Consider the following 23,230-nt stretch of genomic DNA (forward strand, 5'->3'; position numbering starts at 1 on the left):
GCAGCACTGGTGCCGGCTTTGGAAAAAATCATGCTCCAACAGGGTTAGGTCATGATGAGATTTCAACCAATCTCATCATGACCTGGGACGGTCTACTCGGCAGCCTGCATGTTGATCTTGCTTTCCGCCATTTCGGTGAGCTTGCGATCGGTCGCCTGCTCTTCTTTCAGGTTCTTGGCCAATACGTTGGCGCAGTCACTGCGGCCAAGCTGCTTGGCCCAGGCGATGAGCGTGCCATATCTGGTCATCTCATAGTGTTCGACCGCCTGCGCCGACGCTATCAGCGCCGCGTCTAGAACCTCCTTGTCGTCGACGTCGCCGCTCACATCGTCGGCTTCCTCCAGAATGCCGTCTATCGCCGGGCAGTTGACCTCCTTGGCCTTGACGCCATGCAATTCGAACACCTGTTCGACGCGCTCGATATGGCCTTTGGTCTGCTCGAGGTGTTTTTCGAATCCGGCCTTCAATTGCGGATCGGTTGCCTTGCCGATCATCTTCGGCAGAGCTTTCTCGATCTGCTTTTCGGCGTAATAGATGTCGCGCAGCGTGTGCACGAAGAGATCGTCGAGTGTCTTGATGTCCTTCGAAAAGAAGCCCATGGCCTTACCTTTCATTGTGCAGAAGTTCGGGTTCGGCGGCGGCTTGCCCGCCACCCGCGGAGGCCGGGAACTCGTCCCGGCTTGCTGGTCAACGCACCGGTGCTGGAGGAGTTCCTGATTCCGAGCCGGCCGTTACTCCTTTTGGAGACGCTGCGGTCCATCTCCGGAGGAGCTTTGACCCGATCACACGTTCCATGGTCCAGCGAGGACCCTCAGGCGCACGCCGGCGCGGAAAAACTGACGGCCAGGAGAGCCGAAACGTGCTGTGCGCCGCAAGCTCTCGCAGGCGATGGCTGCCTCGGCAGATGCAATGCCAGCGTCGGGCGCGCACTATTGTCGGGAGAACTCTTGGTCAAGCATGCGAAGGCCCTCTTCATATTTGGCCGCCGACGCTCCGACCTGCCTCGACTGCCAGATGTTGTCCTCCAGATCGGCGCGTTTTACGGGGAGCGCCACTGGGTTCGACGCAGCCCGCCGGACAAAGGCGAAATACTCCTCATCCGGCCTGCGCGACATGGCATCGACCGCCGCGGCAATTGTCGGTCCGAAGCCTGCTTCTTCGAGCTTGGCGCGGGTCCAGCCTTCGCCTTTCTCCAGAACGTCATGAAGGTAGGCAACAGTCTTCTGATCGATTGTCTCGACGGCGTCGACGATACGGCGGCAATGCTCGATGTAGGGCCGCCCGGTCTTATCACGCTGAGACGCGTGAACCTCCTCCGCAATCTTTGCCGCCTGGTAGAAAATGCTCATCGCGCCTGTCGTTACCGTGATTGTCTCTGCCTGATGAAACCTATTCGACGATATGTGGCGTGTGTCGCTTGTCCTCGGCAGGATCGACATCGATACGGGCCTTTTCCGGATCGAAAGCGCCGTGACCTGCAATAGCCAGAGCAGCCGCATCGGGCGTTTCGTAGGCCCACATGAAATCATCGGAAGAACTGCCGACGGCGTGGACACGCCAGTAGCTTGCGGTGCCTTTGAGCGGGCACCGGGTGGTGGTGTCGGTCTTTTCGAAAAGATCGAAATAGATGTCCTCGAACGGGATATAGAAAACGGGCTCGTGCCCGTCTTCACGCAGGACCTTCGCCCGCTCCGTAGCTGCGACGATGGCGTCGGAAAACCGCACCGTCACCGTGCCGGAAAACGGTTCTATGGCCAATCGGCCAAGGTTTTGCTTTGAAGTTGCGCCTGAAGTTTGCATCTGAATTTCTCCCTGGCGATTACCGCAAGATCGGTCATGCCTGGAGACGAAATGCGCGGCGGCGCTTCAGGTTCCGGCATGTCCGATGAAGCTGAATGGCAGCCGGCCTTAAAGCGCCTACCGCCTGCCGTATCCAGCAGTACTCGTCAGTAAGGCGCGGTAAAATGCACGTCCAACCCATTCGAAGATTTTGGAAGGACGACACGGTCGTCGCTTCCGTGGAGCGTCAGGGCTGGCACCGAAATGATCTTCGCCGCCACTTGCCGGCGGGCGAGTTCGTGGCTGGAGATGCTCCAGCTGTTTGGCCGTCGTCAGCTGCCGCCTCATGTACGGGCTCCGGGGCGGCCTCAGTTGCTGCCAAGTGGGCCGCAAGGTCCCTATAGACCTTGTCCCTGCCGCCATCGTGTTTAGCGATCAGGCCAAGTAGGTCATGACGGCTTAGCTTTGCAATCTTCATTAGGAATTCGAATTCGTGCTTCGGAATCGAGGCGGCTAAGCGATCGAGTTTGGCCCGCCGGGTCTCTTTGGACACATGTGCTCCTATGTATCCAGGCAGCACGCGAGGCACGTATTCGGAGGCCCGCCATTGTCTTGATGGCGGGCCTTCGGGCGGCCGAAGCCGCTAGGTCCATCGGCTACTTGTTGCAATTTTGCACGGTCGAGGTCGTTGCGCCACTTGCAGTGTTGTTATCGATGTCATTGCCTGCGGCGTCCTTGCAACGGTCGGTCATACCGTTCGATTTTGTAGTCGAGTTTGTGGAATTCGGATCGGTTGGCACGGCCGCATTCCCGCTGCCAGTGCCATTGCCAGCGGCGCCGCCGCTGCCAACAGTTCCAGTACCAGTTCCATTACCCGTGCCAGCCGTGCCGCCAGCACCCGTTCCATTTGTCTGCGCCAGGGCGGAACCGGCCAAGGCAATAGTTAGCACCGACGCGGCTAGAATTTTCTTCAACATTGGAGTCTCCGTGTTTGAATCGCCGAATTGCGATCGCTTTCCCAACGACAGGTTTTTCTCATTGTTCCCGGCGTAATGGATTGTGATCCGCAGCAGCCTTCGTCGAGGTGGACACTCTTGACGGCGCACGAATTGTGATGAGACCTGACAAGGGCAGGATGGGCTTTGTTCAACACCAAAGCGATATGTTGGGCGCGGCTGCATGCATCCGTCGCGGATCGCGATGCGGAATGTGGGCAAGACGGGTTACAACAGAAGCGGCGATCAGAGCTGCGAGCGAACCGGCCGCCTTGATGTTAATCTGACGGTTGAATCTCAAGACCATTCCGACGCAGGAGCAGAACGCATGCCGGCTCGATCCGAAGGATTTACAATCGCTCTGGCTCACAACGGGGATGCACGAACGCAGGCGGCCGCTGCGCTCTATCGACACAACATCGAACAAACCGGAATCGATGACCGGGCAGTGATCGGCGCGGAGCTTACCGACCCCTCGGGAAAGATCTGGGGTGGAATTTGGGGCAGAACGGAACTGGGGCTCCTGTTTCTCGACATGTTCTTCTTGCCTGAAAAATTGCGTGGCCGATCCTATGGATCACAGCTTCTTATGGCGATTGAGGAGGAAGCCGTTAGGCGTGGATGCAAGAGAGCCGTCGTCGAGACGAGCAGTTTCCAGGCGCCTCAATTTTACCGGCATCATGGGTTTGAGGAATTCGGCAAGGTCGAATTCGTTATTCCAGGACACGCCCGCATCTTCCTTCGCAAGAACCTGCAGTAATCTTTGCGGAGGCGCCATCTGCACGAACGGCTGTTCGCCGGCAAAACGCCGGCGCCTTAGCCCTCCCAGCCGTAGCCATCTACTCCCGAAGGTCCTTTTGCCCTTTCCATCCGGGAAGCTCGGTCATCGGGCATAGCAGCCGCGGTCGCGCCGGATCGGAGATATCGAGTTTATCCCAGGGAATGCGGTACAGGCCGTCGCGGCGGCGCAGCCGAAACAGGTCGAGCATCGCGATGCCGATGGTCGAGGCCGACAGACGCTCGAACGCGGCGTAGATGCCAACGTGGAATTCAGTAACGACGAGCTCGTCGCCACGCTGTTCGGCGAGAATCTCTTCGATGTGACCGATGCTCTTTCCGCGCTGCGAGAGCACGCGTCGCCCGGCAAGATGTTCGAGGTTGACTGTCCTCATCATCACGCTCCTGGGATGCGCCCGATGACATGATCGCGCAACCAGTCCTGCCAGGCGAAAATCGACGTCTCGCCCACCTCGATGTCACATTCGATGTCGAGCCCGTTGTCCTGCACCTTTTTCCACGCAATCCTGTGTGGCACGGCGTGGCGTTTGCCACCCACCCTCGTCGCCAGTTGCGCCATCCATTCCCCGGGCCGCGCGCCAAGGCGGCGCGCCAAAGTGATGGAGCCGAGTTCTATCGCGACAATCCTTGGTGGTTTGCCCCGCCGCAACTCGGCCACCACTCCGTCGACCTTGCCGATCTTGACCCGCCGGCGGTCGAACACCTGCTTGTCCAGGAGATCACGCATCAATTCCATCATGTGCCTCCGAATATCTGCAGCGGAATCGTCACCACGGCGAGCACGAAGGCAAGCGCGATAATGAAGACAACGGCGGCATTCGAAATGATGCCGTTGCGATGTTCGCCGACATAGCGTTCGTCATTCAGCAGGAAGAGAAATGGAACTACCGTCAGCGGAAGGCTCGCCGCCGTTACCGCCATGGAAAAGATGGTCAGCCTCAGTGGGTCGAGGCCAAGCATGATCGGAATGGCGGCCAAAAACAATGATGCCGTATAGACGGCACTGAAGCCCGGATCATCGCGCGGCTTGCGATCCTCGCCCCAGGTCCAGCCAAAGCCCTGTGCCACCAGATATGCCTGTTGCAACCCTACTTCGAGTGCGGCGCCGAAACAGGCAATGGCGAGCGAGGCAACGAATAGAACGAACCCCCAGAAGCCGAATATAGGGATCAGCATCAACGGCAGTTGGTGATAGTCGTCCACCTGGTCGATGCCGCGCGTCGCGAGAACGAGAGCAGCGACGATCAACACGCCGATCGAAATGGTCCCACCGAAGGTCATGCCCAGCCCGGCGATGGCACGATTGGCTCCCAGGTGGCTTTCATCCCATTTGTCCTCGATAGCTCCCGAGGAATAGAACATGAAAAGATAAGGCGATATCGACGCGCCGAGAATGCTGGCCGCCATGAACCAGTAATTGATGGCATCGTGAGCCGGCAGCGAAGGCACGGCGCTGCCAGCGACCGCTGTCCAGTCGGGCTTTAACAACACCGCACCAACCACGAAGCACAGCGTCACGAGGCCGAGGACCGAAACGCCTTTCTCGATAAAGCCAAACGTGCCTTTCCACAGCAGCAGCCATGCCAGCAACGCCACCGGCAGTGCCCACCACTGGAAGCCTATGCCGGTGGCAAGTTCGAGTGCGATGGCCACACCGCCGATCTCAGCGGACAGCACCATGAAATTGACGAGAAGGACGACGAGCAACGGCCATAGGAAGACGTTGAACCCAAATCTTTCACGAATGCCCTCTGAGATCGTGTGATGGCTCATCGCGGCGAACCGACCGGCCATTTCAACCAAAAAGATGATGCATATGGTGCCGAGAACTATGGCCCAGATTAGCTGGAAACCGAAGGCGGCACCCGCCTGCGCCGCCGTAGCCATCGACCCGACTTCGAGGAAACCTCCGACACTGGTGACGACGCCAAGCGATATTTCCAGAAGCTTCTTCACGGCTTTGGTCCGAAAGCGCTGGTGTAAGCGGCGGCGAGCGAGCGCATGGCCGCCCGAAGATCCTGTTGTGCGCTTTCCACCTCAGTGCGATTGTTCACCCGCAATCCCGCCTCGGCATGCGCCACCGCCACCGACAAACTGTTGACTGCTGCCGTCAGTCCTGCTCGCCCGGCTGGTTCAGCGGTCTCGGCCGATCGAATTTGCGCCTCGACATCGGCCAGCGTTTTTCCGACCGAGTGCAGTGCGGCCGTGGCATAGGCGGACGGTGCCGCTCCCTCCACCCAGGCATCCAGCACCATCGATACGGTCTGTGCCGCGGAGGCCGCTGTTCGTGATTGCTGCGCCACCTGATTGGAAGACGAGCATCCGGCCAACCCGGCTAGAATCAGAAGCAAGCACAGGCAGCCAACCGGAAAATGACGGTCGTTATGGGGTACAGCGCGCGTTGGATGCGCCACGCGGATTTCCTCCCCGGCCCGAACCAACTGCGTCCGGCATCAATGATCTAGAGCGCTCGGGGAGCTCGTCAACGAAACCGACGACGAGCCTGTGAGGTCGGCTAGTCAACGTAACAAAACGCTCATCCCGGACAGCCGTGAAAGAGGGAGGCCCGCGCTTCTCTTTGGCGTGGAGAAGCGCGGGAGATCGGGCTGAGGGGATGACCCGATCGCGCAGCATCAACATGGGATGGCAACAACGCTGCATGGTTCGAACTTCCAACCGGGCCACTTGTTCCAACTTCAACTGATTAGGCTCATTGCCGTTCTGAGTACTCAATCCATGCGTTCGGGGGGCCTTTTTTGAAGGTAGGCCATCGCGAGTTCTCATGGCGTAGAACGGTTTTTGTCGCAACGGCCCATCCATGAATGCGCGCGAGGACCGCGACGACGACCTTCGCCTGACCGTCATGACAGCGCACTATCAATCCAGCCCAAACGCCGCGGAACAATTGTGCCCACTCGTGGTTCCGATGGCACGAAGATGGAGGATATGATGACGGACGCCAAACTCGCTGTGGTGACCGGCGCCTCGAGTGGCATCGGAAGGGAACTCGCAAAGCTGTGCGCTAAAGACGGTTACGACCTGATCATCGCCGCCGACGAGCCGGCTATCCGGCAGGCGGCAGAGGCACTTGAGACCCACAATGTAACGGTCGAAGCCATTGAGGCCGATCTGGCGACCGTCGAGGGCGCCGATCGGTTGATCTCCCAGATCGGCGATCGCGATATCGACCTGTTGTTTCTCAATGCGGGACGCGGGCTCGGCAACGGCTTCGTCGACCAGGACTGGCGAAAAGTCCGCCGGATCATCGACACCAATGTCACTGGAACGGTCTATCTGGCGCATGAGCTCGGAGCCAAGATGGCCCGGCGAGGTCGCGGGCGCATCCTGTTCACCGGATCGATCGCCGGCTTCATGCCCGGCACATTCCAGGCCGTCTACAACGGCACGAAGGCGTTCATCGATTCCTTCTCGATCGCGCTCCGCCATGAGCTGAAAGATAGCGGGGTGACGGTCACCGTGCTGATGCCTGGCCCTACGCAGACGCGATTCTTCGAGCGCGCTGAAATGATGGATACCAAGATCGGCACCGATGAAAAGGACAATCCGGCCGATGTCGCCAAAACGGGTTACGAGGCGATGATGGCCGGTGATGAACAGGTCGTCAGCGGTTGGAAAAACAAGCTGCAGGTTGCCGCCGCGCATGTCACGCCGGCAGGCACTTTGGCCGAACAGCACCGTAGGATGGCCGAGCCGGGGCCGGCGTCCAGCGACTGAGCCAATATTTCGCGCCATCAAACGGGCTGGCATTCGCAGAGACCGCATGTGCTGCGCGACGTAATCAATCGCTGCCGCAAGGACGGCACCATCTCGGTCCCCACGGCGTCTGTGTTGGCCTGATCGATCACATCCCGTCTGGCGCGGCGATGAATAAGAGACCGGCTTTCCGGATGGGCCAGACGCATACGCAACGCTGCCTCGAACCTCTTTTGGCCATGGTCCAGAGCGGCGCAATCGATCCCTCCTTGTGATTACCCACCGGGCCGATCTGAAAGCAGGGCCGGATCTCTACAAGACGTTCCGCGACAAGCAGGATGGCTGCATCAAAGTCGTGACGCGGCCTCACAGCAAAGACGGGCAAGGCGACCGACACTCACTGCAATCACAAGGGAACATTCGCGTCGACGGCCGGTTAGGTGCCACTTCCGTAACGGTCACCTGCCGTCAAAGCGAGCCCATGATGAACCACGACCAGCATGACAATGTACCAGACGCAGCGCGTAGACTTGTCGTCGGAAGCATGGCGGGAGGAATTCTCGCCGCTTATGCTTCCACGGCGTCAGCCGATACGGGAACAGTGCCTGCTAAAGCAGGCCCTGCGAGCCCGATGCTCAAACAGAATCCGGTGACGCAATATCACCAGCCGCCGTTCAAGCCACAGGAACAGAAGTGGCCGGGTTTGGCCAGCAAGATGGTGCCGCGCCCGGACCACGGCGAAACGACCTACAAAGGATCAGGCAGGCTTGCCGGCCGCAAAGCGCTGATAACCGGCGGCGATTCCGGTATTGGTCGTGCTGCGGCGATTGCATTCGCGCGCGAGCGTGCGGACGTTGCTTTCGGCTACCTCCCCGAAGAACAGGAAGACGCCGACGAACTGGTGGACCTAATAAAAGCGGCAGGTCAAAAGGCTTGCCGGCGATATCCGCAATGAGGCCTTTGCAGAAAGCTGGCCGATGAAGCAGCAACGCCCCTCGGCAGTCTCGACATCCTGGTCAGCAACGCTGCCCGCCTCACTAGAGTCCACGGTCCTCAAAAAGGGGCGCCAAGGCCACCGCTCCTTAGGCGTGGTGGGCTTTCAGACTGTCTACAGGAGGAACCAATGGCTGGCGATGAAATAGAAAGAAGGCGACTGCAGATGTTGATCGAACAATATCTGGAGACCCGTAAGCGACGGCACGATTTCGTGTCGATTGCGAATGCCGAACTCGCGATCAAGGCGGTCATGCCGCATTGCCCGGTGTCGAGCGCAGCGTTGGCAGAGATGATTGCCGCTGGCGCCGTCACTTACGGCCTTGGCGTCCTATTCGACGCGAGGCAAACCGAGGGCGAACTGCCCGTTGTTTGATAGGCTCATCGCCTGACCAATCGTCGCGCCGTGGCGAAGTTTCGCCCAGCGCTGGAGTACGCCAGACCGGGAGCATGCCAATCGTGCCGGCCGGATCGCAGGCACTTGCCGGCGACGCCGTCTCGGGCCTGGACCCGAATGTCGTCGCATATCTGATGAAAAACCAGTGTCTTTGTGCAGTTACCGGGCTTCTCGTTGGGTTGGCACCGTTCCGCTGTCCTGGTGTCTTGCCAAAGCTGTCGGTTGAACACCGAGCATATTTCGCACGGCCTCGACCAGCGCGGCAGCCCACACGGGTTTTGACAGCATCTTGTGATGACGCAAATCCTGCGGAATGTCGGATGTTGTGTACCCACTGACGAAAACAAACGGAATTCCGCGTTGCGCTAGAAGAGGGACAAGGGCAGCGCTGGTCTCGCCGCCGAGACCAATGTCCAGGACCGCGGCAGATATGACTTCACTCTCGATCAGCTTTTTCGCGCGAGCAACGGACGGCACTGGCCCGGCGATGGCGAAGCCGGCCTCTTCCAGAATTGCGCGGTGCTCCTCCGCGACCAGCCATTCATCTTCGACGATAAGGATACGAGATGCAGTCACGTTTCGCTCTCCCGATGATCAAACGGAAACTCAATCCGCAAGCTCAAACCATCGGAACCGAAAGATGTTTCAAAATTTCCGCCAAGCCGATACTCAATTTCGCCTTTCACCAGCGAAAGACCAAATCCCGTCTTCTCAGGCGGAATGACAGCGGGACCGCCGCTTTCTAACCATTCGAGCTGAAAACCGTGATCCGACGCCGACCAAGTCACGGACACCACGCCGTTTGGCACGGACAAGGCGCCATATTTTCCAGCATTCGTGGCAAGTTCATGGATCACCATGCCAAGCGACAGGCCCTGCTGAGGCTTGAGCCGAATGTCCTCGCCTGTGGTGTTGATGCGTTCCAGCCCGAACGGCTCGACTTCCTGCCGCACGATTTCCTCTACCGAGACCTCTTTCCAGCTTTCACGCGAGAGCACTCCGTAGGCCCGGGCCATGGCGCGCAGGCGACCGATGAGCGCTTCGGCGAAAGCCTCCGAAGAGGGAGCATTTTTCAGGGTCTGACTGGCAATGCTGACCGTAACAGCCAGCATGTTCTTGACCCGATGGTTGAGTTCCGAGATCAATACCCGCTGGTGGGCTTCGGCTTCAGCCATGGTCGTCACATCGACAAAGGTCACCACCACGCCCTGGATTTTCCGCGCGCTGTCGCGGTAGGGGATCAGCCGCACGAGATAGTGGATGCCGTTGCTATCGCGCGGCAGCTGGTGCTCGATCATCTCGCCGGCCCTGAAAACCTGGGCAATATGGTCGCGCAGGTGCGGATAATCGAGCCGGCTGGCAAGATCGGTCAGCGGTCTTCCGATGTCGGTCGGCAGCAAGTTGAAGAACGAAGACGCCGCCGGCGTGAAGCTGCGGATAACCAGCTTGGTATCGAGAAAAACAGTCGCGATCTGTGTGCTCTCGAACAGGTTCTTCAGATCGCTGTTGGCACGATCGAGATCCTCGATCTTGGAAACCAGTTCGGCATTGATGGTGTTCAATTCCTCATTGAGGGACTGCATTTCTTCCTTGGAGGCCTCGAGCTCCTCATTGGAGGACTGGGCTTCTTCGTTGACCGAGACGAGTTCCTCATTGGAAGATTTCAACTCCTCCAACGCGGTCTCATATTCTTCGATCGTCGATTGCAGGCGCTCGCGCGTATCGCGGAGCTCGCGTTCGAAATCAGCAATCCCAGATGCCACCGGCTGTCGAACCTTTAGAGCCTCCAGCCGCGGCTGCGGCTGGCCCACCGGCTCGAACAGGACGAGAAACAGCGGCTCGCCGCTGCCGCGATCAGTCAAGGGCTCGATCGTCAATGTGACGAATTGGACACGATCTTCATCTTCTTCAATGGCTATCGCTTCGCGCACAACCGTGCGCCGGCCCTCGGCGGCTTCCCGCAAAGCGCCGCGCAATTCCAGACGCAGGCCGCTGCGTGCCATTGTGAGCAATTGTCTGCTCGGCACCCCTTGCGGCGGCTCGAGATATTTGCCGGTTCGGACCGAGTAATAGACGACATCTCCATCACCATTGACGACGACGTGAGCCGGAGCGAAGCGTTCGAGAACCTGCGCTTCAACGGTTTGCCTTAGGGAATAAGACAAGCCGCGGCGGGCATGAGTGTCATTGGCGCTGGAAAAATTGCTTGCAGGCGCAGCATTCAACAAGATCGGCAGCCGCGGCGGCGCCGTATGTTCTCGTGCCTTGAATATCCGTTGTTTCTTGTCGACCGGTGCAAACAGATCGGCATGCTGGCTTATGCTCTCGGAGGTGCCAAGGAACAGATAGCCGCCGGGCTTCAGCGAATAGTGGAAGGTCGGAATAACCTGCTTTTGCACATCGGGGCCGAAATAGATCAGCAGGTTCCGGCACGACACCATGTCCATGCGCGAGAAGGGTGGATCACGGATGACGCTGTGCGCCGAGAAGATGCAGAGATCACGTACGCTCTTGCTCAAGATGAAACTTGTGCCGTCATTGCTGAAGAAGCGTTCGCGACGTTCAGGCGAAACGCCCGCAAGCAATGACTCCGGATAGCGCGCCGAACGTGCGATGCCCAACGCCGCGTCATCGATGTCCGTGGCGAAAATCTGGATGCGCGGCACAGCCGAAAGTGTATCCATATGCTCGCGCATCAGCATTCCGATCGAGAAGACTTCCTCGCCGGTTGCGCAGCCGGGCACCCAGACGCGGATCGTATCGTTGGCGTCCTTGCCTTCGAAAAGTTTGGGGATGACGGTTTCTTCCAGGGTCTTGAAAGCGTCCGTATCGCGGAAGAAATTTGTCACGTTGATCAGCAGGTCGCGAAACAGCGACCGCACTTCCTCCGCATTTGAACGAAGCAACTCTATATAGGCATCGATCGCGGTGTTCTGCGTTATTTGCATGCGTCGCCTGACGCGACGCAAGAACGTCTTGGCCTTGTAGCCCGAGAAATCATGTCCCGAATGGCTGCGCAGGATCGCGTAGATTTCCTCCTGGCCCTTGCGGAGTTTCAAAGCACTGGCCTTGCCATCGTCAGCTTCAAGCTCGTCGAGCAGTTCAAAGCTGTGGGCAAATTCCATGAGTTTCGCACCCATCTCATCGGCTGGGATGGCGATATCGATCAGACCGGAACTGATCGCGCTGCGCGGCATGTCGGGATTGCTCGGACCCGACTCGTCGGAGAGTTGCGCCAGCGTCAGGCCGCCATTCTCCTTGATTGCCTTGATGCCCAACGTACCGTCGGAATCGCCGCCCGACAGGACGACGCCGACGGCGTATTCGCCCTGATCCTCGGCCAGCGCGCTGAAAAAGATATCGATGGGCTTGCGCTCCCTGGACACGGAATTCGGTTGGCGCAGCTTTAGGCTGGAATTTTCGATGGTGAGGATCGCGTTGTGCGGCATCACGTAGACGGTGTCAGGATGGATACCCATTCCATCTTCAGCGACACGAACCGGAATTCCGGTGTAAAGCGCAATCACTTCGTGCAGCAGACTTTCCCGTTCGGGGCTAAGATGCGTGACGATCACGAACGCCATCCCGCTCGAAGACGGCATCCCGCGAAAAAATCCCTCCATGGCGGCAATGCCGCCCGCAGAGGCGCCAATACCGACTATGGGGAACCTCGGCAGCTTTTGCATCAATTGTCCTGCTTCAGTGAAATGCAACGCGGCAGCGCTGATTTCGATCCAATGTGTAAACCGTTCCTGGTCGAATTCCCATCCCGCACCGCCGATCGCGACGGAACCGATGGACGCGACCGCCGTTTAAAGCCCGGAGGGCTGCTATGTTATTAGGCATGCGAATTCTGCTCGTCGAGGACGAATTCTTGCTGGCAAGCGAACTTGCCTCTTATTTCAGCGATTGTGGGGCGACCGTTTTGGGGCCGGTGTCGTCAGTCAGCCGGGCTCGACGATATATCGATTCAGCGGATGGGGCGGTGCTGGACATCGACCTCAACGGTGAGACTGTTTTTCCCCTCGCCGACGAGCTGACGGACAGAGGCATCCCGTTCGTATTCTTCTCCGGAAACGATCAGATCACCCTGCCGGAGCGGTTCCGATACACCCAAAACCTCTCCAAGCCGGCCGGGTTCAGGACGGTTGCCGGGATCCTCGCCGCGCAATCAACAGCGCTTGGTGAAGACAATGTTTTCCGCGCTCTTCCAAAACTGAGGCTGTCCGCGCGGCTGCTGCTGGGCGACCCACAGGCGGCCGATCGCCTCGTCGAACGGACATTGAAGGCGGCGCTGGAGGAGCGGTTGTCGACGCGGCATGACCTTCCCTTGAGCGAATGGCTCAACACGCTCATGGAGGAGGTGCTCCGCAACGACAGGTCTGGCATCATGAATTAAGATTGTCCGATAGTTTGCCGCAGGCCGCCCTGTCGACCGCCCCCGCTACGGTACCCGTCCCCAAGAGCGCTTCGCTTCGTCTTGCAAATACGGCCGCATTCCTGCTAGAAATCCTCGTGGCCAAACCTCCGCAAACCAAACCTGACTCATTCCGCGATCCTGTTGAGGGCGACGCACTCGCAGCGCTGCTCGACGAAATCGCGGAAGAGGAAACACCTGAACGGCTGTTGAAGCTCGCCCTTGAGCTGCAGCAGCAACTGCTGTTGTCAAAGCAGCTGAAAAATCCCAACTGAACGGCCTGCAGCTAGGCATCTTGATGTGCCTCGAGTTCCACGATGGCGTCATCGCCTCGTTCGCCAGACCGATGCTGCTGCGGTAATCTTTCTGCGCTCGATGTGGGCGAAACCCCAGTCTCAATAGCTCAGCGGTTCCTGCGCCCAGAAGGCCCTGATCCCATCATGACGCCGATGAGACGATCAGGAAGATCAGGGCCAACTTGGGTCGCAGCCCAAGGTCGATCACTGCTGCCCTGGCATCTCGGTATTTTCTTGCGGGTTCTTTTTAACGCCGGGCGCGGGTGATGTCTCGGCGGGGGCATTGCCGCCTTGGTTCTGTTCCGGGGTGCGCTTTACTGGCGATGTCTGCCACGATCCGCCTGAAAGGGGTATGAACACAAAGAAGGCTAGCAGGGCGACGAAGATCACAGCCGCAATGACGACGCCCCACCCGAGTACATTTCGGGTGCCACGCTGTTCTTCCTTCCGGGACACATGCTCCGTCATCACTGGACTCCTTTGTGTCGTTCGATGAGGTACAAATTTATCGTGCAGATCGACCGCACGGTCTGCCCTTCCCCGACGCGTGCCGCCGGCACAGCCGAAGAAGCTGAAGCTAATCTTCTCCACCTTTTCGGCTGCCTGGTTTGGCGGCCCGCTTTGGCGCATTCGGCACTGCCGGTTTCCGCTCGGGTGCAGGCGGATTGATCTCCTCGCGCGCCAAACGGGCTTTGCGCAATCGCGCCGTTTTCTCTTCCCGCGCTTTACGCTCGGCTTCCATTACGCCTTGTGCGTAGAGAGTGGCTCGTGCGTCTCTGTCGTTTGCGGATCCACTGGCCGCCATAGTCAGCCCTCCGCCTTGTAATTTCTTGCTTCCTTCTTGGCGCCGTCTTTGCCGTGCTCGGCTGCAAGCTCTTTGGCCTGCCCGGGTGACACGTCGGTGGCTTCGGCCAACTTGATTGCCTCTTGTTCAGAGAGATCACTGTCCTTTCGCGTGGGGTTCCTTGTCATCGCAGATCTCCTATCAGAGCCCAAACGACCGGACCGGCGGTGTGTTCCCTGGAGCCTTCGATAGTCCACCGATTGAGGCGGGCTATCGCGCTTCCGTCAATGAGCGAAAAGTTTCTGATGCGGGCTGACAAGGTACATGATCAGCTTCAAGGCCTTTCGAACTGCTCCGGCCAGCCGGGTTATGGCCGGGCTATGACCGTGTGGGAACGCGTGACACACGGACGGATTCAGGCATCGATGCCAGGCGCTAGTTCTCGCCCGCGAGCGTGGCGAGAAATGACCGCCGCCATTCTGCTGCGTCATTGCGCGTGATGCGCTTGAGCAGTGCACTATGCCTTGCAATTCTTTCGTCAAGCGGCATCGCGAGCGCTTTTGCGATCGCATCGGCAACCTCGTCGACCGCATACGGGTTCACGATCAAGGATTCGGCAAGTTCTTCGGCCGCACCTGCAAAGCGCGACAATACCAGCACTCCGGGATCGGCTTCGTCCTGCGCGGCTATGTATTCCTTGGCGACGAGGTTCATTCCGTCACGCAGGGGCGTGACCAATCCGACCTGGCTAGCGCGCAACAGGCCAGCAAGCCGAGAGCGTGATACGGCACGGTGGATGTAGCGGATCGGGGTCCAAGCCAAATCCGCGTATCTTCCGTTGACCGCGCCGGCGGTTGCCTCAAGCTGGGCCCGGATGTCGGCATAGGCGCTGACCTCCTCCCGCGTCGGCGACGCAATCTGCAAATAGGTTGCCGCTCGCTCGTGTTCCGGATGCCTTTCCAAAAGACGAGCGAAAGCCTGCATGCGGCCGGGGAGACCCTTGGAGTAGTCCAGCCGATCGACGCCGATGATTTGCTTGAGGCCCAGAATCTGGCGGCGCATGGAATCGATCTGCACATCCTCCGCCGCCTCATTGGCCATGCGTGCGATTGAATCGACGTCGATGCCTATCGGAAAACACCTCGATAACACCGTGCGGCCGTTCATCTCAGCCGAACCATTGATATCAAAAGTAATGGAGTTGGCCGCCTGCACTGAGCGCCGGAAATTCCCCACGTCCGTTTCGGTCTGGAACCCCACGACGTCATATTGAAGCAGGTCATCGATGAGTTCTTCATGGTCGGGCGTGGCTACAAACAGGTCGGGCGGCGGGAACGGTATGTGAAGAAAGAAACCGATCCGATTCCGGACTCCCAGCCGCCGCAACTGGGCGGCCAAGGGGATAAGGTGGTAGTCGTGAACCCACACCAGGTCGTCGTTGCCCGACAGCAGTCCTGCGAGCGCCTTCGCGAACCGCGCATTGATCTGCCGGTAGGCGTGTAGAAACTCTGCCCGGTGGTTCACCAGGTCGAGTCGGTAATGAAAAAGCGGCCACAGCGTGCTGTTGGCATAGCCATTGTAATAGAGCGAATACTCCTCATAGGGCAGGGTAAGCGCAGCCGTCTCGATCTTTCCCACGCGTTCCAAGCGGATCAGCGGTTCGTCGCTCGCGGCGTAGTCCTGATACTCGGCGCTTGCTCCTAGCCACAGGCCTCCACGCTCGGCCAACGCATCCCCGATGCCTACAGCAAGTCCGCCGGCTTGCGACAGATCGCGAATGTTCCCCAGCCTGTTCGAGACGACAACCAGACGACGCGGGATGGCGCGATCGCCAGTTAGCTCAGCCTCCCCACCTAAGGCGTCGCGCTCAAGGGGATCACCAACCGTTTGCGAGGCCTCGTTGAAAATTTCATCCGGTCGCTGCAACAAGAGCAAATCCTGAGCGTGAAGATCGCTTGGGGAACGGTCCGCGCGTGCGATTGTTCCCGACGTAAGTGTCCAGCCGGACTCGCTGGATCACATTCTCGGCCCGCTCGGCGCCTTTTTCAGCGGCTCTCGCAGGATCGTCGTCGGACGCACCGGTGATGAGACCCCGATCCAGCACGCCGAGCAGCCGCTTTGGCGACGGCCGGACTTACCGCTTTGGTATTCATGCTGCCGGATCCCCTCATATCAACTCCCCACCTTGGCAAAAGCCCCAACTGACCAAACCGTCAGTCCACCTCGATTACCTTGCGCGTCGGCTTTCGTTGGCGGGGCGGCTGCTTTGCGGCTACGGGCGCGGGCGGGGTCTGCGCTATCGATGCCTCCAACAACTGTCGCTGTTCTCTAAGCCGCGCCGTCTTGGCTTCCCTGGCATGCCGCTCCGCTTCCAACAGCAACTTGGCTTCTCGATCCGCCCTCTCGATCTTTTCCCTGTCGATGCGTCGTGTTTTCAAGGTCGCCTCCTTTGGTCAGACGGCGAACAAAGTGCGGACCTGAAAAAATGTTCCCAACAAATTAAGGCCTGATCTGCCTCAAATGATATTGACGAGCAGCCCGCCGGTTGCGCGCATCTGCGGCTCTGTGACGTCCAAAGGAACTGCTTGCCGTCTGCGGCGTTACGCCACCATGCTGGCCGGAAGATTACCATGGACGACAAACCCCGAACGACGATCAGAAAACCGGCCCGGATTGATCGAGGGCATTGCTTTTGCGGAGCCATCACAGCTGAATTCAGTGGCGATCCCTTTTGGATTTGTTTCGACCACGACGATGACTGCCGACGAGCGATCGGCAGCCCACTGACGATCTGGATTGGCTATCGTCCAGATCAGGTCCATTGGCTCGGCCCAAAACCAAAAACATTCTCGAAAACCAGGGGCGTCGTGCGCTCCTTCTGTTCGGAATGTGGCACCTCGATTGGGTACACCGATGAAGGCTTGCCAAACGAGTTCTACATCTCGATCGGATTCATGGACGCGCCCGAGAAGTTCCATCCCCAAGCCCAGGCCTATTGGGAAATGCGACTGCCGTTCATCAGGATGGATGACGGTTTGCCTCGCGTCGAGGGCTACACCCGAGCGCGCGACCCCGCCCTGGGCAATCCCAGAGACCGGTGAGGCAGGAGGCTGGATCTCGGGCGTCGTACCTGCAAGCCAGCGCCAGGGCTGGCGGAACGCGGCCGAACCATTGGAATGAGAGAGATCTCCAAACGGACAAATGCCCGAAACCAATTTCACCGGCGTGGGTTGAAGATGGACATGGGGGACTTGTTTTCACAGTCTGACGACAAAGAAGCGGATGTTTGAAGGATTCAAGCTAGAGACTGTGGATCTGCCCGAGTCCTCACTGCGAGTCAGGTATGGAGGTTCAGGCCCGCCGCTTCTTTTGCTGCATGGCCATCCTCGGACGCACGTTACCTGGCACCGGGTAGCCCCACTTCTCGCCGCCGACCACACAGTTGTCTGCCCCGATCTGAGGGGCTTTGGCCAGTCCTCGGTACCGGCGGACGCCGTGGACCATGCTGGATCCTCCAAGCGTGCCAAGGCCAGGGACTGCATTGCTCTCATGGGACATCTCGGCTTTCGCCGGTTTGCCATCGCAGGCCATGACCGCGGCAGCTACACAGCGTTCCGAACAGCCATGGATCACCCGCCGGCGATCAGCCATCTGATCGTCATGGACAGCGTCCCTATCCTGGAAGCCCTCGAACGCTGCGACGCCCGCTTTGCGAAGCTCTGGTGGCATTGGTTCTTTTTCGCACAGCCGGACAAGCCCGAACGCGCAATCATGGCCGATCCTGACGCATGGTATGGCGGCTCAGCCGAGTCCATGGGGGCTGAGGCCTATGTCGACTACAAGGACGCAATCCACGATCCGAATGTTGTTCACGGCATGCTTGAAGACTATCGGGCAGGTCTGGCCATCGACCAATTGCACGATGCCGACGACAGGAAAGCTGGTCGCCGGGTCGCGTGCCCGACCTTGGCGCTCTGGTCCGCCCGCGATGACCTTGAGGCACTCTACGGCAACGTGCTCGATGTTTGGCGACCCTGGACCACCGAACTGAAGGGCCAACCGATCGAAAGCGGACATCATATGGCCGAAGAAGCAGCCGACGCGGTAGCCGCAGCTGTCATGGCGTTCTTGCGCGAACCGACGTCGTCATGCGGCGAGCTTTGCTGAACCAATCCGTTTGATGGCACTGCTGATCGACCGTTCGCCATCATCGTAGTCAGCCCAGGCGACGGTCTTTTTCAGGTGGCCCGGGACCGTGCGAACGGTGTATTTTTTCGGATCGAGATCCGCCTTCACCTGACTCCAAGTCAGCGGCATGGATACAGTCGCGCCTTCCCTGGCGCGAGGGGAGAGAGGGGCGACGGCTGTCGCCATGCGATCATTCCTGAGATAGTCGAGAAAAATCCGGGATGTCCGCAGCTTCTTGGCCATGTTGACGAGGTAGAGATCCGGGCTATCTGCCGCCATCTGGATGCAGACGGCCTTTGCGAAGGCCTTGGCCTCGGCCCATGTCGTCTTGCTGCGTTCGGCCGCCAATGGCGTCACGACATGCAAGCCTTTGCCGCCCGTGGTTTTGCAGAAGCTCACCAAGCCCAGATCTTCGAGACGATCGCGCATTTCCTTGGCTGCCGCGACCACCTTCGCAAAAGGGACTTCCGGACCGGGGTCAAGGTCGAAGACAAGTCGGCCAGGTATTTCGGGATGACCCGGCTGGCAGTTCCAGGGGTGAAGCTCAAGGCCGCCTATCTGGGCGATCGCGGCCAGACCCTCGACGCGGTCGATTTGCAGATACGGTTTGTGGTCGCCGAAGACTTTCACCAGTTCCAGCAGATTGGATGTGCCTGGCATTGCGTGGCGCTGGAAAAACTGCTCGCCGGCGTAGCCATCCGGCGCGCGCACGAGTGAACAGGGACGACCTTTGATATGTCTGATCATCCAGGGGCCAACGGTCTCGAAATATTCTGCAAGATCGAGCTTGTCGACGGGCTGACCGTCGCCGGCATTCGGCCAAAGCGGCTTGTCCGGCTTGGAAATGATGACGCCCATGACAACCGGGCTTTTTCCTGTCTTGCCAGTCACCTTGGCAGGGTCGGCAATCGGCGTCTCTTGAGGATCGGCTGGACGCTCGGCCTCGACGTCTTTTGCGGGCTTGTCTTCACGCAGGCCTTTGAAGGCGGCCTGCCTGATATTGCCACCCCCGGTCCAGCCGGCGAACTCGATTTCCGCGACCAATTCCGGCTTCGTCCAGAAGACGGTTGAATTCCTTTTCGGTGCGCCATCGCCGGTAAACGGCGACGTCGCGGCTTTCATCTCCTGCAGCCTCGGCATCAGCTGCTTGACCTTTGCCTCGCTGAATCCGGTCCCCACACGGCCGATATAGGCGAAATGTTCACCGCGATTGACGCCGACGAGCAATGACCGGAATTTGCCGTTGGTCGTCGACCAGCCGCCGATGACCACCTCATGCCCGGCGCGGCATTTCGATTTTGCCCAGGTGTCCGTCCTCCCCGAAACATAGGTTGCATCGGCCTTTTTGGAGACAATCCCCTCAAGCGAAAGGCGACAGGCAGAACGCAGCACCGCGTCGCCGCCATTGCTGAAGTGCTCGACATAGCGGATGAGATTTTGCGCGCCGCGATCGACTTCGCCGAGCATCTCGCTCAGACGTTCCTTCCGTTGTGAGAGAGGCATCTTTCGCAGATCGACGCCATTTGCGAAGAGCAGGTCAAAAGCAAAGTAGATCAGGTCTTTCGTCCGGCGCTCCGACAGCGCCGCCTGCAGTGCGGCAAAATCGGGCGCGCCGTTCTCGTCAAGCGCTACGATTTCGCCGTCGATGATGACGTTGGGGAGGCTGGCGGCCTCCTTTGCGATGGCGCCAAATTTCTCCGTCCAGTCAAGACCCTTGCGGGTCTTAAGGGCGATGTCCTTGTCTTCCACGCGCAACTGGACGCGATAACCGTCAAACTTGATTTCGTGAACCCAGTTCGTCCCGGCCGGCGGCCGGGAAAGCGTTGCACAAAGCTGTGGTGGGATGAAGTCGGGCATCTTCGCCGCTGAGGCAGGACCGGCTCGCTTCGGCCGCGGAGCAGGCTTTGCCGACCTAGCGGCGCGCTTGTCGGCCGCATGGCCGCGCTTGCTGTCCCAAACGGCATCCGCATCGGCCAACGATGAACCTTTCATCATGAACGGCTTCGGACCTGCCCCCTTCCCCGCTGCAATCCTCTCCATGCTCCGACCCGAGGCGACGGATCGATCCTGAGCCAGCACCGCATCGCCATTGCCCTCTGTCGCGTATTTGTCGCGGTGTTTGATCAGCAGCCAGTTGGTCCGCTTCCCGCCATTGCGGTCATGCTTCATGCGCACGAGGACGAAACTTCCATGCAGGCGCTTGCCCTGCAGCGTGAATTTCAGGTCGCCTTTTTCCAACGCCTTTTCGGGAGACATGGCGCCTTCCGGTTCCCAATATCCGCGATCCCACAACTGCACCGTGCCGCCACCATATTGTCCTTGGGGAATCGTGCCTTCGAAGTCGCCGTACTCCAGCGGGTGATCCTCAACCTCCACGGCAAGTCGTTTGTCGTGAGGATCCAGTGATGGACCTTTGGTCACAGCCCATGATTTGAAGACCCCGCCAAGCTCGAGGCGAAGATCATAGTGCAGCCGCGTGGCCGCGTGTTTTTGGATGACGAACCGGAGTCGGTTCGAACCCGCAATCGAGCTTTCGCCGCTGGGCTCTTTCGTCTTCGCGAAATCCCTTTTGGCCCGGTAGGTGGAAAGCTCGCCCGTTTTCATGGAAGTGCCCCGACTAATGACGCAACGCCGAACTCAACGCAGTGGGTGAGATTTGGTTCGGTTCATAGCCGAGACGGCGCCGATGCTGCTTTTCCGCTTCAGAGTGGCATCGCCGTCAATGTAGGCATTCACGGAGATTACACGTGATGTCGTCACCGCTGACGTTAAGGTTCCTTGGTTTGCCCAACCATTTTTGCAAGCTCTGGAAATGGTGGGATGTCCAGTTCGCCTTGCGCGTTGTTTGCGATCTGCAGAAGCCGGATCGGGAAGCAGATCGCGTCACGGTTGGCCGGTGACATATCTTCGTAGGTCCGCTCGTCACTTGTCATGGACGCCTCTGCCTTTCGCAGGGCGGTATCGATCTCGTCAATTGACAGCAGACCTTTGTGAACGAGCAGATTGTTGATTGACGCGACCGCCATCATCAACCCTTCAAGCTGAAGATTGGCAACGTTCATGGCTTGACCGTGTTTCCGCCGCCCGGCCTCGCCGGGGCGTTCTGGCCATCGGATTGGTGCGTCTTGTCATCCACCTCATTGACTGGCCGCGTCAGACCGACCCCACTCTTGGGTTTCTTGTTGCCGGCCGCATCCTGAGAGAACGCATCCGAAGGATCAGGACCTGTTCTAGCCGGGTACTTCGTTGCGCCGGTCTCGCGATGGTTTTCATTATCAGGCATTTTTTGATCACTCCAATCGGATGACCGATAACCATTACGAGCCCGGCGAGTTCCGGCGCCGCATGGAACATTTCTGGCCGTTGGTGCAGAGACAAGCGGGCGTGTCTCGGCAATCGCGCCTCGCGCACTGGCGGCAGGTCTCGCTTTCGTTGCCGACAGCACTAGGTTGCTCGTTGAGGTAAAAGGAATTCCCCATGCGGGTGGCACGCGAAGCCTGGGTTCTTGGCAAGGAGAGCATCCTCGGATTCATCAACGACAATGCCCTCAGCCACGGTGCGGCGATGGCGTTCTATGCCGTTACGTCCCTGGCCCCGATCTTGTTGATCGTTGTTGCGATTGCTGGACTTGTCTTTGGGCATGAAGCAGCTCAACTCGCTCTGTCGGCCGAAATCGCAGGCGTGATGGGATCGCAAACCGGCGACCTTCTGCGCAGCACCATCGAAAGCGCTTCTCACAGAACCGCCGGCACTCTTGCCACCTTGGTGGGCATCGTCACCCTCTTCGTGACAGCCTCCGGGGTGTTTGGCGAAATGCAGCTTTCGCTCAACACAATCTGGAAGATTGACCCACCACCCATGTCTGTGTCGCGATTGGTGCGGGCGCGGGCGGCCAGCCTGGGTCTGGTTGCAGCGTTGGGATTTCTACTGCTTGTGTCGTTGGCGGCGAGTGCCGCCATTTCCGCGCTTGGCGCTGTCATCAACGCCCATCTGCCGTTCGGCACGATCATTCTCGCGTCGATAAACGGCATTGTATCATTCGTGCTGATTTCCGCTCTGTTTGCCGCGATCTTCAAGATCCTGCCGGACCGGTCGCTCGCTTGGCGCGATGTCGCAATTGGCGCGGCAGTGACCGCTTTGCTCTTCACCATCGGCAAGTCGCTGATTGGCTGGTATATCGGAACCAGCGCGATCGCATCCTCCTATGGCGCGGCGGGTGCACTGCTGGTCGTGCTGCTTTGGGTTTACTATTCGTCTGAGATATTCCTGCTCGGCGCCGAGTTCACGCGGGCCTATTCCGTCCGTCTCGGCAGTCGGTCCGACCTTCAACCGATAGTGGAGGCAGAGAGCCCGTCGCGACAGACATCGAACCCTGGGCCAACCATCCAGCGCGAGGTGCAGGCCTGGATTGTGATCACGGGTTTGCTGACCTTCGTGGCGACACGGGTCTGGCCATCGCGGCGATCTTAGCTGCTTCCCACCAATTCTGTTTCTTTGGAACGCAACCCGGACACCGGAATTGCATAGGAACAGGAGGTTGCCCATGCCAAAATTCCGCTTTGAGACGACAGTATCCGGCCAGACTACCGCTCTCGAGGAAGAGCTAGCGAGTGCGGAGATGGCCAGTCCGAGAGCAATAGAGATGGCGCGCGTAGCGGTGGCGGCGGATCCTGGGTCAGGAACCAAGCAATCGGGATCGACTATCAAGGTCTACGATGAAGCCGGATACCTGGTCGCCACAGTCAATTTTTCCGACGTGTTGCCGAGTGATCCGGACGCCGGACAGCATGGGATTGGCGACGCGGTTGTCGAAGAACCGGGTGTGATGCGGTCTGGCTGACCCGTGGTAGATCAGGGTTTCACGTTTCG

25 protein-coding genes are annotated in these 23,230 nt (G+C 59.1%); 10 read left to right on the forward strand and 15 right to left on the reverse strand.

Annotated elements, in window-relative coordinates:
* Nucleotides 1–92: 92 nt before the first annotated feature.
* The 4 genes from ACYG97_RS14275 to ACYG97_RS14290 all read right to left on the reverse strand — a co-directional run bounded on the left by ACYG97_RS14275 (nt 93) and on the right by ACYG97_RS14290 (nt 2,756).
* On the reverse strand, nt 93–599 hold the full coding sequence (locus ACYG97_RS14275) for a YciE/YciF ferroxidase family protein (protein ID WP_023668075.1): 507 nt from the start codon (nt 597–599) through the stop codon (nt 93–95).
* A 330-nt stretch (nt 600–929) separates the two neighbouring features.
* The gene (locus tag ACYG97_RS14280) at nt 930–1,349 is read right to left on the reverse strand and encodes an HD domain-containing protein (RefSeq protein WP_023733187.1); all 420 of its coding nucleotides are present in this window, start codon (nt 1,347–1,349) and stop codon (nt 930–932) included.
* Between the two features lie 40 nt (nt 1,350–1,389).
* Nucleotides 1,390–1,800, reverse strand: coding sequence for a DUF427 domain-containing protein (locus tag ACYG97_RS14285; RefSeq protein ID WP_023733188.1), 411 nt, complete (start codon nt 1,798–1,800; stop codon nt 1,390–1,392).
* A 635-nt stretch (nt 1,801–2,435) separates the two neighbouring features.
* Nucleotides 2,436–2,756, reverse strand: coding sequence for a hypothetical protein (locus tag ACYG97_RS14290; RefSeq protein WP_031195797.1), 321 nt, complete (start codon nt 2,754–2,756; stop codon nt 2,436–2,438).
* A gap of 202 nt (nt 2,757–2,958) precedes the next feature.
* On the opposite strand from ACYG97_RS14290, the gene ACYG97_RS14295 reads away from it, so the two are divergent.
* A complete protein-coding gene (locus ACYG97_RS14295; protein WP_023748078.1) occupies nt 2,959–3,534 on the forward strand; it encodes a GNAT family N-acetyltransferase in 576 nt (191 codons plus the stop codon).
* 79 nt (nt 3,535–3,613) lie between these two features.
* On the opposite strand, the gene ACYG97_RS14300 is transcribed toward ACYG97_RS14295, so the two are convergent.
* From ACYG97_RS14300 to ACYG97_RS14315, 4 genes are read right to left on the reverse strand one after another with little or no spacing between them, the layout of a single operon-like run.
* On the reverse strand, nt 3,614–3,946 hold the full coding sequence (locus ACYG97_RS14300) for a hypothetical protein (protein WP_023681169.1): 333 nt from the start codon (nt 3,944–3,946) through the stop codon (nt 3,614–3,616).
* A gap of 2 nt (nt 3,947–3,948) precedes the next feature.
* Entirely contained in the window at nt 3,949–4,311 is a 363-nt protein-coding gene (locus ACYG97_RS14305; RefSeq protein ID WP_245260609.1) for a hypothetical protein, read from the reverse strand.
* Nucleotides 4,308–5,528 carry an NRAMP family divalent metal transporter gene (locus ACYG97_RS14310; RefSeq protein ID WP_023681168.1) on the reverse strand — a complete coding sequence of 407 codons (1,221 nt, stop codon included), beginning with the start codon at nt 5,526–5,528 and terminating at the stop codon, nt 4,308–4,310. Before ACYG97_RS14310 ends, ACYG97_RS14305 begins: the two co-directional genes overlap by 4 nt.
* A complete protein-coding gene (locus ACYG97_RS14315) occupies nt 5,525–5,986 on the reverse strand; it encodes a hypothetical protein (RefSeq protein WP_050586847.1) in 462 nt (153 codons plus the stop codon). Before ACYG97_RS14315 ends, ACYG97_RS14310 begins: the two co-directional genes overlap by 4 nt.
* A gap of 532 nt (nt 5,987–6,518) precedes the next feature.
* Between ACYG97_RS14315 and ACYG97_RS14320 the strand changes: the two genes are divergently transcribed.
* The 3 genes from ACYG97_RS14320 (at nt 6,519) to ACYG97_RS14330 (ending at nt 8,655) form a co-directional block, all read left to right on the forward strand.
* A complete protein-coding gene (locus ACYG97_RS14320; RefSeq protein ID WP_023704634.1) occupies nt 6,519–7,307 on the forward strand; it encodes an SDR family NAD(P)-dependent oxidoreductase in 789 nt (262 codons plus the stop codon).
* A 250-nt stretch (nt 7,308–7,557) separates the two neighbouring features.
* Nucleotides 7,558–8,241, forward strand: a complete 684-nt coding sequence (locus ACYG97_RS14325; RefSeq protein ID WP_280804108.1) for a hypothetical protein — start codon at nt 7,558–7,560, stop codon at nt 8,239–8,241.
* A gap of 168 nt (nt 8,242–8,409) precedes the next feature.
* The gene (locus ACYG97_RS14330; protein WP_023687844.1) at nt 8,410–8,655 is read left to right on the forward strand and encodes a hypothetical protein; all 246 of its coding nucleotides are present in this window, start codon (nt 8,410–8,412) and stop codon (nt 8,653–8,655) included.
* Between the two features lie 180 nt (nt 8,656–8,835).
* Here ACYG97_RS14330 and ACYG97_RS14335 read toward each other — a convergent pair whose 3' ends face one another.
* The gene (locus tag ACYG97_RS14335) at nt 8,836–9,252 is read right to left on the reverse strand and encodes a response regulator (RefSeq protein ID WP_023668061.1); all 417 of its coding nucleotides are present in this window, start codon (nt 9,250–9,252) and stop codon (nt 8,836–8,838) included.
* The gene (locus tag ACYG97_RS14340) at nt 9,249–12,362 is read right to left on the reverse strand and encodes a CheR family methyltransferase (protein ID WP_023733189.1); all 3,114 of its coding nucleotides are present in this window, start codon (nt 12,360–12,362) and stop codon (nt 9,249–9,251) included. The genes ACYG97_RS14335 and ACYG97_RS14340 overlap by 4 nt, the downstream gene beginning before the upstream one ends.
* A gap of 158 nt (nt 12,363–12,520) precedes the next feature.
* Between ACYG97_RS14340 and ACYG97_RS14345 the strand changes: the two genes are divergently transcribed.
* Together ACYG97_RS14345 and ACYG97_RS14350 are read left to right on the forward strand one after the other, a co-directional pair.
* Nucleotides 12,521–13,075: a response regulator gene (locus ACYG97_RS14345; RefSeq protein WP_050588792.1), complete on the forward strand. Its 555-nt coding sequence runs from the start codon at nt 12,521–12,523 to the stop codon at nt 13,073–13,075.
* Nucleotides 13,076–13,077: 2 nt separating this feature from the next.
* Complete coding sequence (locus ACYG97_RS14350) at nt 13,078–13,368, forward strand: hypothetical protein (RefSeq protein ID WP_031262058.1); 291 nt, start codon at nt 13,078–13,080, stop codon at nt 13,366–13,368.
* Nucleotides 13,369–13,593: 225 nt separating this feature from the next.
* Here the strand turns inward: ACYG97_RS14350 and ACYG97_RS14355 are convergent, their stop codons facing one another.
* From ACYG97_RS14355 to ACYG97_RS14365, 3 genes are all read right to left on the reverse strand, one after another.
* Nucleotides 13,594–13,857: a hypothetical protein gene (locus ACYG97_RS14355; RefSeq protein ID WP_023681159.1), complete on the reverse strand. Its 264-nt coding sequence runs from the start codon at nt 13,855–13,857 to the stop codon at nt 13,594–13,596.
* Between the two features lie 751 nt (nt 13,858–14,608).
* Entirely contained in the window at nt 14,609–16,102 is a 1,494-nt protein-coding gene (locus ACYG97_RS14360) for an alpha,alpha-trehalose-phosphate synthase (UDP-forming) (protein ID WP_023729496.1), read from the reverse strand.
* 284 nt (nt 16,103–16,386) lie between these two features.
* Nucleotides 16,387–16,611 (reverse strand): hypothetical protein, encoded by a 225-nt coding sequence (locus ACYG97_RS14365; RefSeq protein WP_023668054.1) that lies wholly within the window; start codon nt 16,609–16,611, stop codon nt 16,387–16,389.
* 192 nt (nt 16,612–16,803) lie between these two features.
* On the opposite strand from ACYG97_RS14365, the gene ACYG97_RS14370 reads away from it, so the two are divergent.
* Complete coding sequence (locus ACYG97_RS14370; RefSeq protein WP_023729497.1) at nt 16,804–17,274, forward strand: GFA family protein; 471 nt, start codon at nt 16,804–16,806, stop codon at nt 17,272–17,274.
* Nucleotides 17,275–17,455: 181 nt separating this feature from the next.
* On the forward strand, nt 17,456–18,340 hold the full coding sequence (locus ACYG97_RS14375) for an alpha/beta fold hydrolase (RefSeq protein WP_023733190.1): 885 nt from the start codon (nt 17,456–17,458) through the stop codon (nt 18,338–18,340).
* On the opposite strand, the gene ligD is transcribed toward ACYG97_RS14375, so the two are convergent.
* Complete coding sequence (gene ligD, locus ACYG97_RS14380) at nt 18,320–20,965, reverse strand: DNA ligase D (protein WP_023733191.1); 2,646 nt, start codon at nt 20,963–20,965, stop codon at nt 18,320–18,322. The genes ACYG97_RS14375 and ligD overlap by 21 nt on opposite strands.
* Before the next feature lie 164 nt (nt 20,966–21,129).
* A complete protein-coding gene (locus ACYG97_RS14385) occupies nt 21,130–21,423 on the reverse strand; it encodes a hypothetical protein (protein WP_023681153.1) in 294 nt (97 codons plus the stop codon).
* Nucleotides 21,424–21,838: 415 nt separating this feature from the next.
* On the opposite strand from ACYG97_RS14385, the gene ACYG97_RS14390 reads away from it, so the two are divergent.
* Both ACYG97_RS14390 and ACYG97_RS14395 read left to right on the forward strand, forming a co-directional pair.
* Complete coding sequence (locus tag ACYG97_RS14390) at nt 21,839–22,831, forward strand: YihY/virulence factor BrkB family protein (protein ID WP_023681152.1); 993 nt, start codon at nt 21,839–21,841, stop codon at nt 22,829–22,831.
* 73 nt (nt 22,832–22,904) lie between these two features.
* Nucleotides 22,905–23,201, forward strand: coding sequence for a hypothetical protein (locus tag ACYG97_RS14395; RefSeq protein WP_023668045.1), 297 nt, complete (start codon nt 22,905–22,907; stop codon nt 23,199–23,201).
* The last annotated feature ends 29 nt before the right edge of the window (nt 23,202–23,230 follow it).

This window comes from Mesorhizobium sp. W067, assembly GCF_054719525.1.

Coding starts and splice junctions, on each gene's coding strand:
- ACYG97_RS14280 (WP_023733187.1), bottom strand. CDS start 1,349: ATGAGCATTTTCTACCAGGCGGCAAAGATTGCGGAGGAGGTTCACGCG.
- ACYG97_RS14320 (WP_023704634.1), top strand. CDS start 6,519: ATGATGACGGACGCCAAACTCGCTGTGGTGACCGGCGCCTCGAGTGGC.
- ACYG97_RS14345 (WP_050588792.1), top strand. CDS start 12,521: ATGCGAATTCTGCTCGTCGAGGACGAATTCTTGCTGGCAAGCGAACTT.
- ACYG97_RS14290 (WP_031195797.1), bottom strand. CDS start 2,756: ATGTTGAAGAAAATTCTAGCCGCGTCGGTGCTAACTATTGCCTTGGCC.
- ACYG97_RS14275 (WP_023668075.1), bottom strand. CDS start 599: ATGGGCTTCTTTTCGAAGGACATCAAGACACTCGACGATCTCTTCGTG.
- ACYG97_RS14305 (WP_245260609.1), bottom strand. CDS start 4,311: ATGATGGAATTGATGCGTGATCTCCTGGACAAGCAGGTGTTCGACCGC.
- ligD (WP_023733191.1), bottom strand. CDS start 20,965: ATGAAAACGGGCGAGCTTTCCACCTACCGGGCCAAAAGGGATTTCGCG.
- ACYG97_RS14395 (WP_023668045.1), top strand. CDS start 22,905: ATGCCAAAATTCCGCTTTGAGACGACAGTATCCGGCCAGACTACCGCT.
- ACYG97_RS14330 (WP_023687844.1), top strand. CDS start 8,410: ATGGCTGGCGATGAAATAGAAAGAAGGCGACTGCAGATGTTGATCGAA.
- ACYG97_RS14295 (WP_023748078.1), top strand. CDS start 2,959: ATGCATCCGTCGCGGATCGCGATGCGGAATGTGGGCAAGACGGGTTAC.
- ACYG97_RS14285 (WP_023733188.1), bottom strand. CDS start 1,800: ATGCAAACTTCAGGCGCAACTTCAAAGCAAAACCTTGGCCGATTGGCC.
- ACYG97_RS14300 (WP_023681169.1), bottom strand. CDS start 3,946: ATGAGGACAGTCAACCTCGAACATCTTGCCGGGCGACGCGTGCTCTCG.
- ACYG97_RS14340 (WP_023733189.1), bottom strand. CDS start 12,362: ATGCAAAAGCTGCCGAGGTTCCCCATAGTCGGTATTGGCGCCTCTGCG.
- ACYG97_RS14355 (WP_023681159.1), bottom strand. CDS start 13,857: ATGACGGAGCATGTGTCCCGGAAGGAAGAACAGCGTGGCACCCGAAAT.
- ACYG97_RS14385 (WP_023681153.1), bottom strand. CDS start 21,423: ATGAACGTTGCCAATCTTCAGCTTGAAGGGTTGATGATGGCGGTCGCG.
- ACYG97_RS14375 (WP_023733190.1), top strand. CDS start 17,456: ATGTTTGAAGGATTCAAGCTAGAGACTGTGGATCTGCCCGAGTCCTCA.
- ACYG97_RS14390 (WP_023681152.1), top strand. CDS start 21,839: ATGCGGGTGGCACGCGAAGCCTGGGTTCTTGGCAAGGAGAGCATCCTC.
- ACYG97_RS14370 (WP_023729497.1), top strand. CDS start 16,804: ATGGACGACAAACCCCGAACGACGATCAGAAAACCGGCCCGGATTGAT.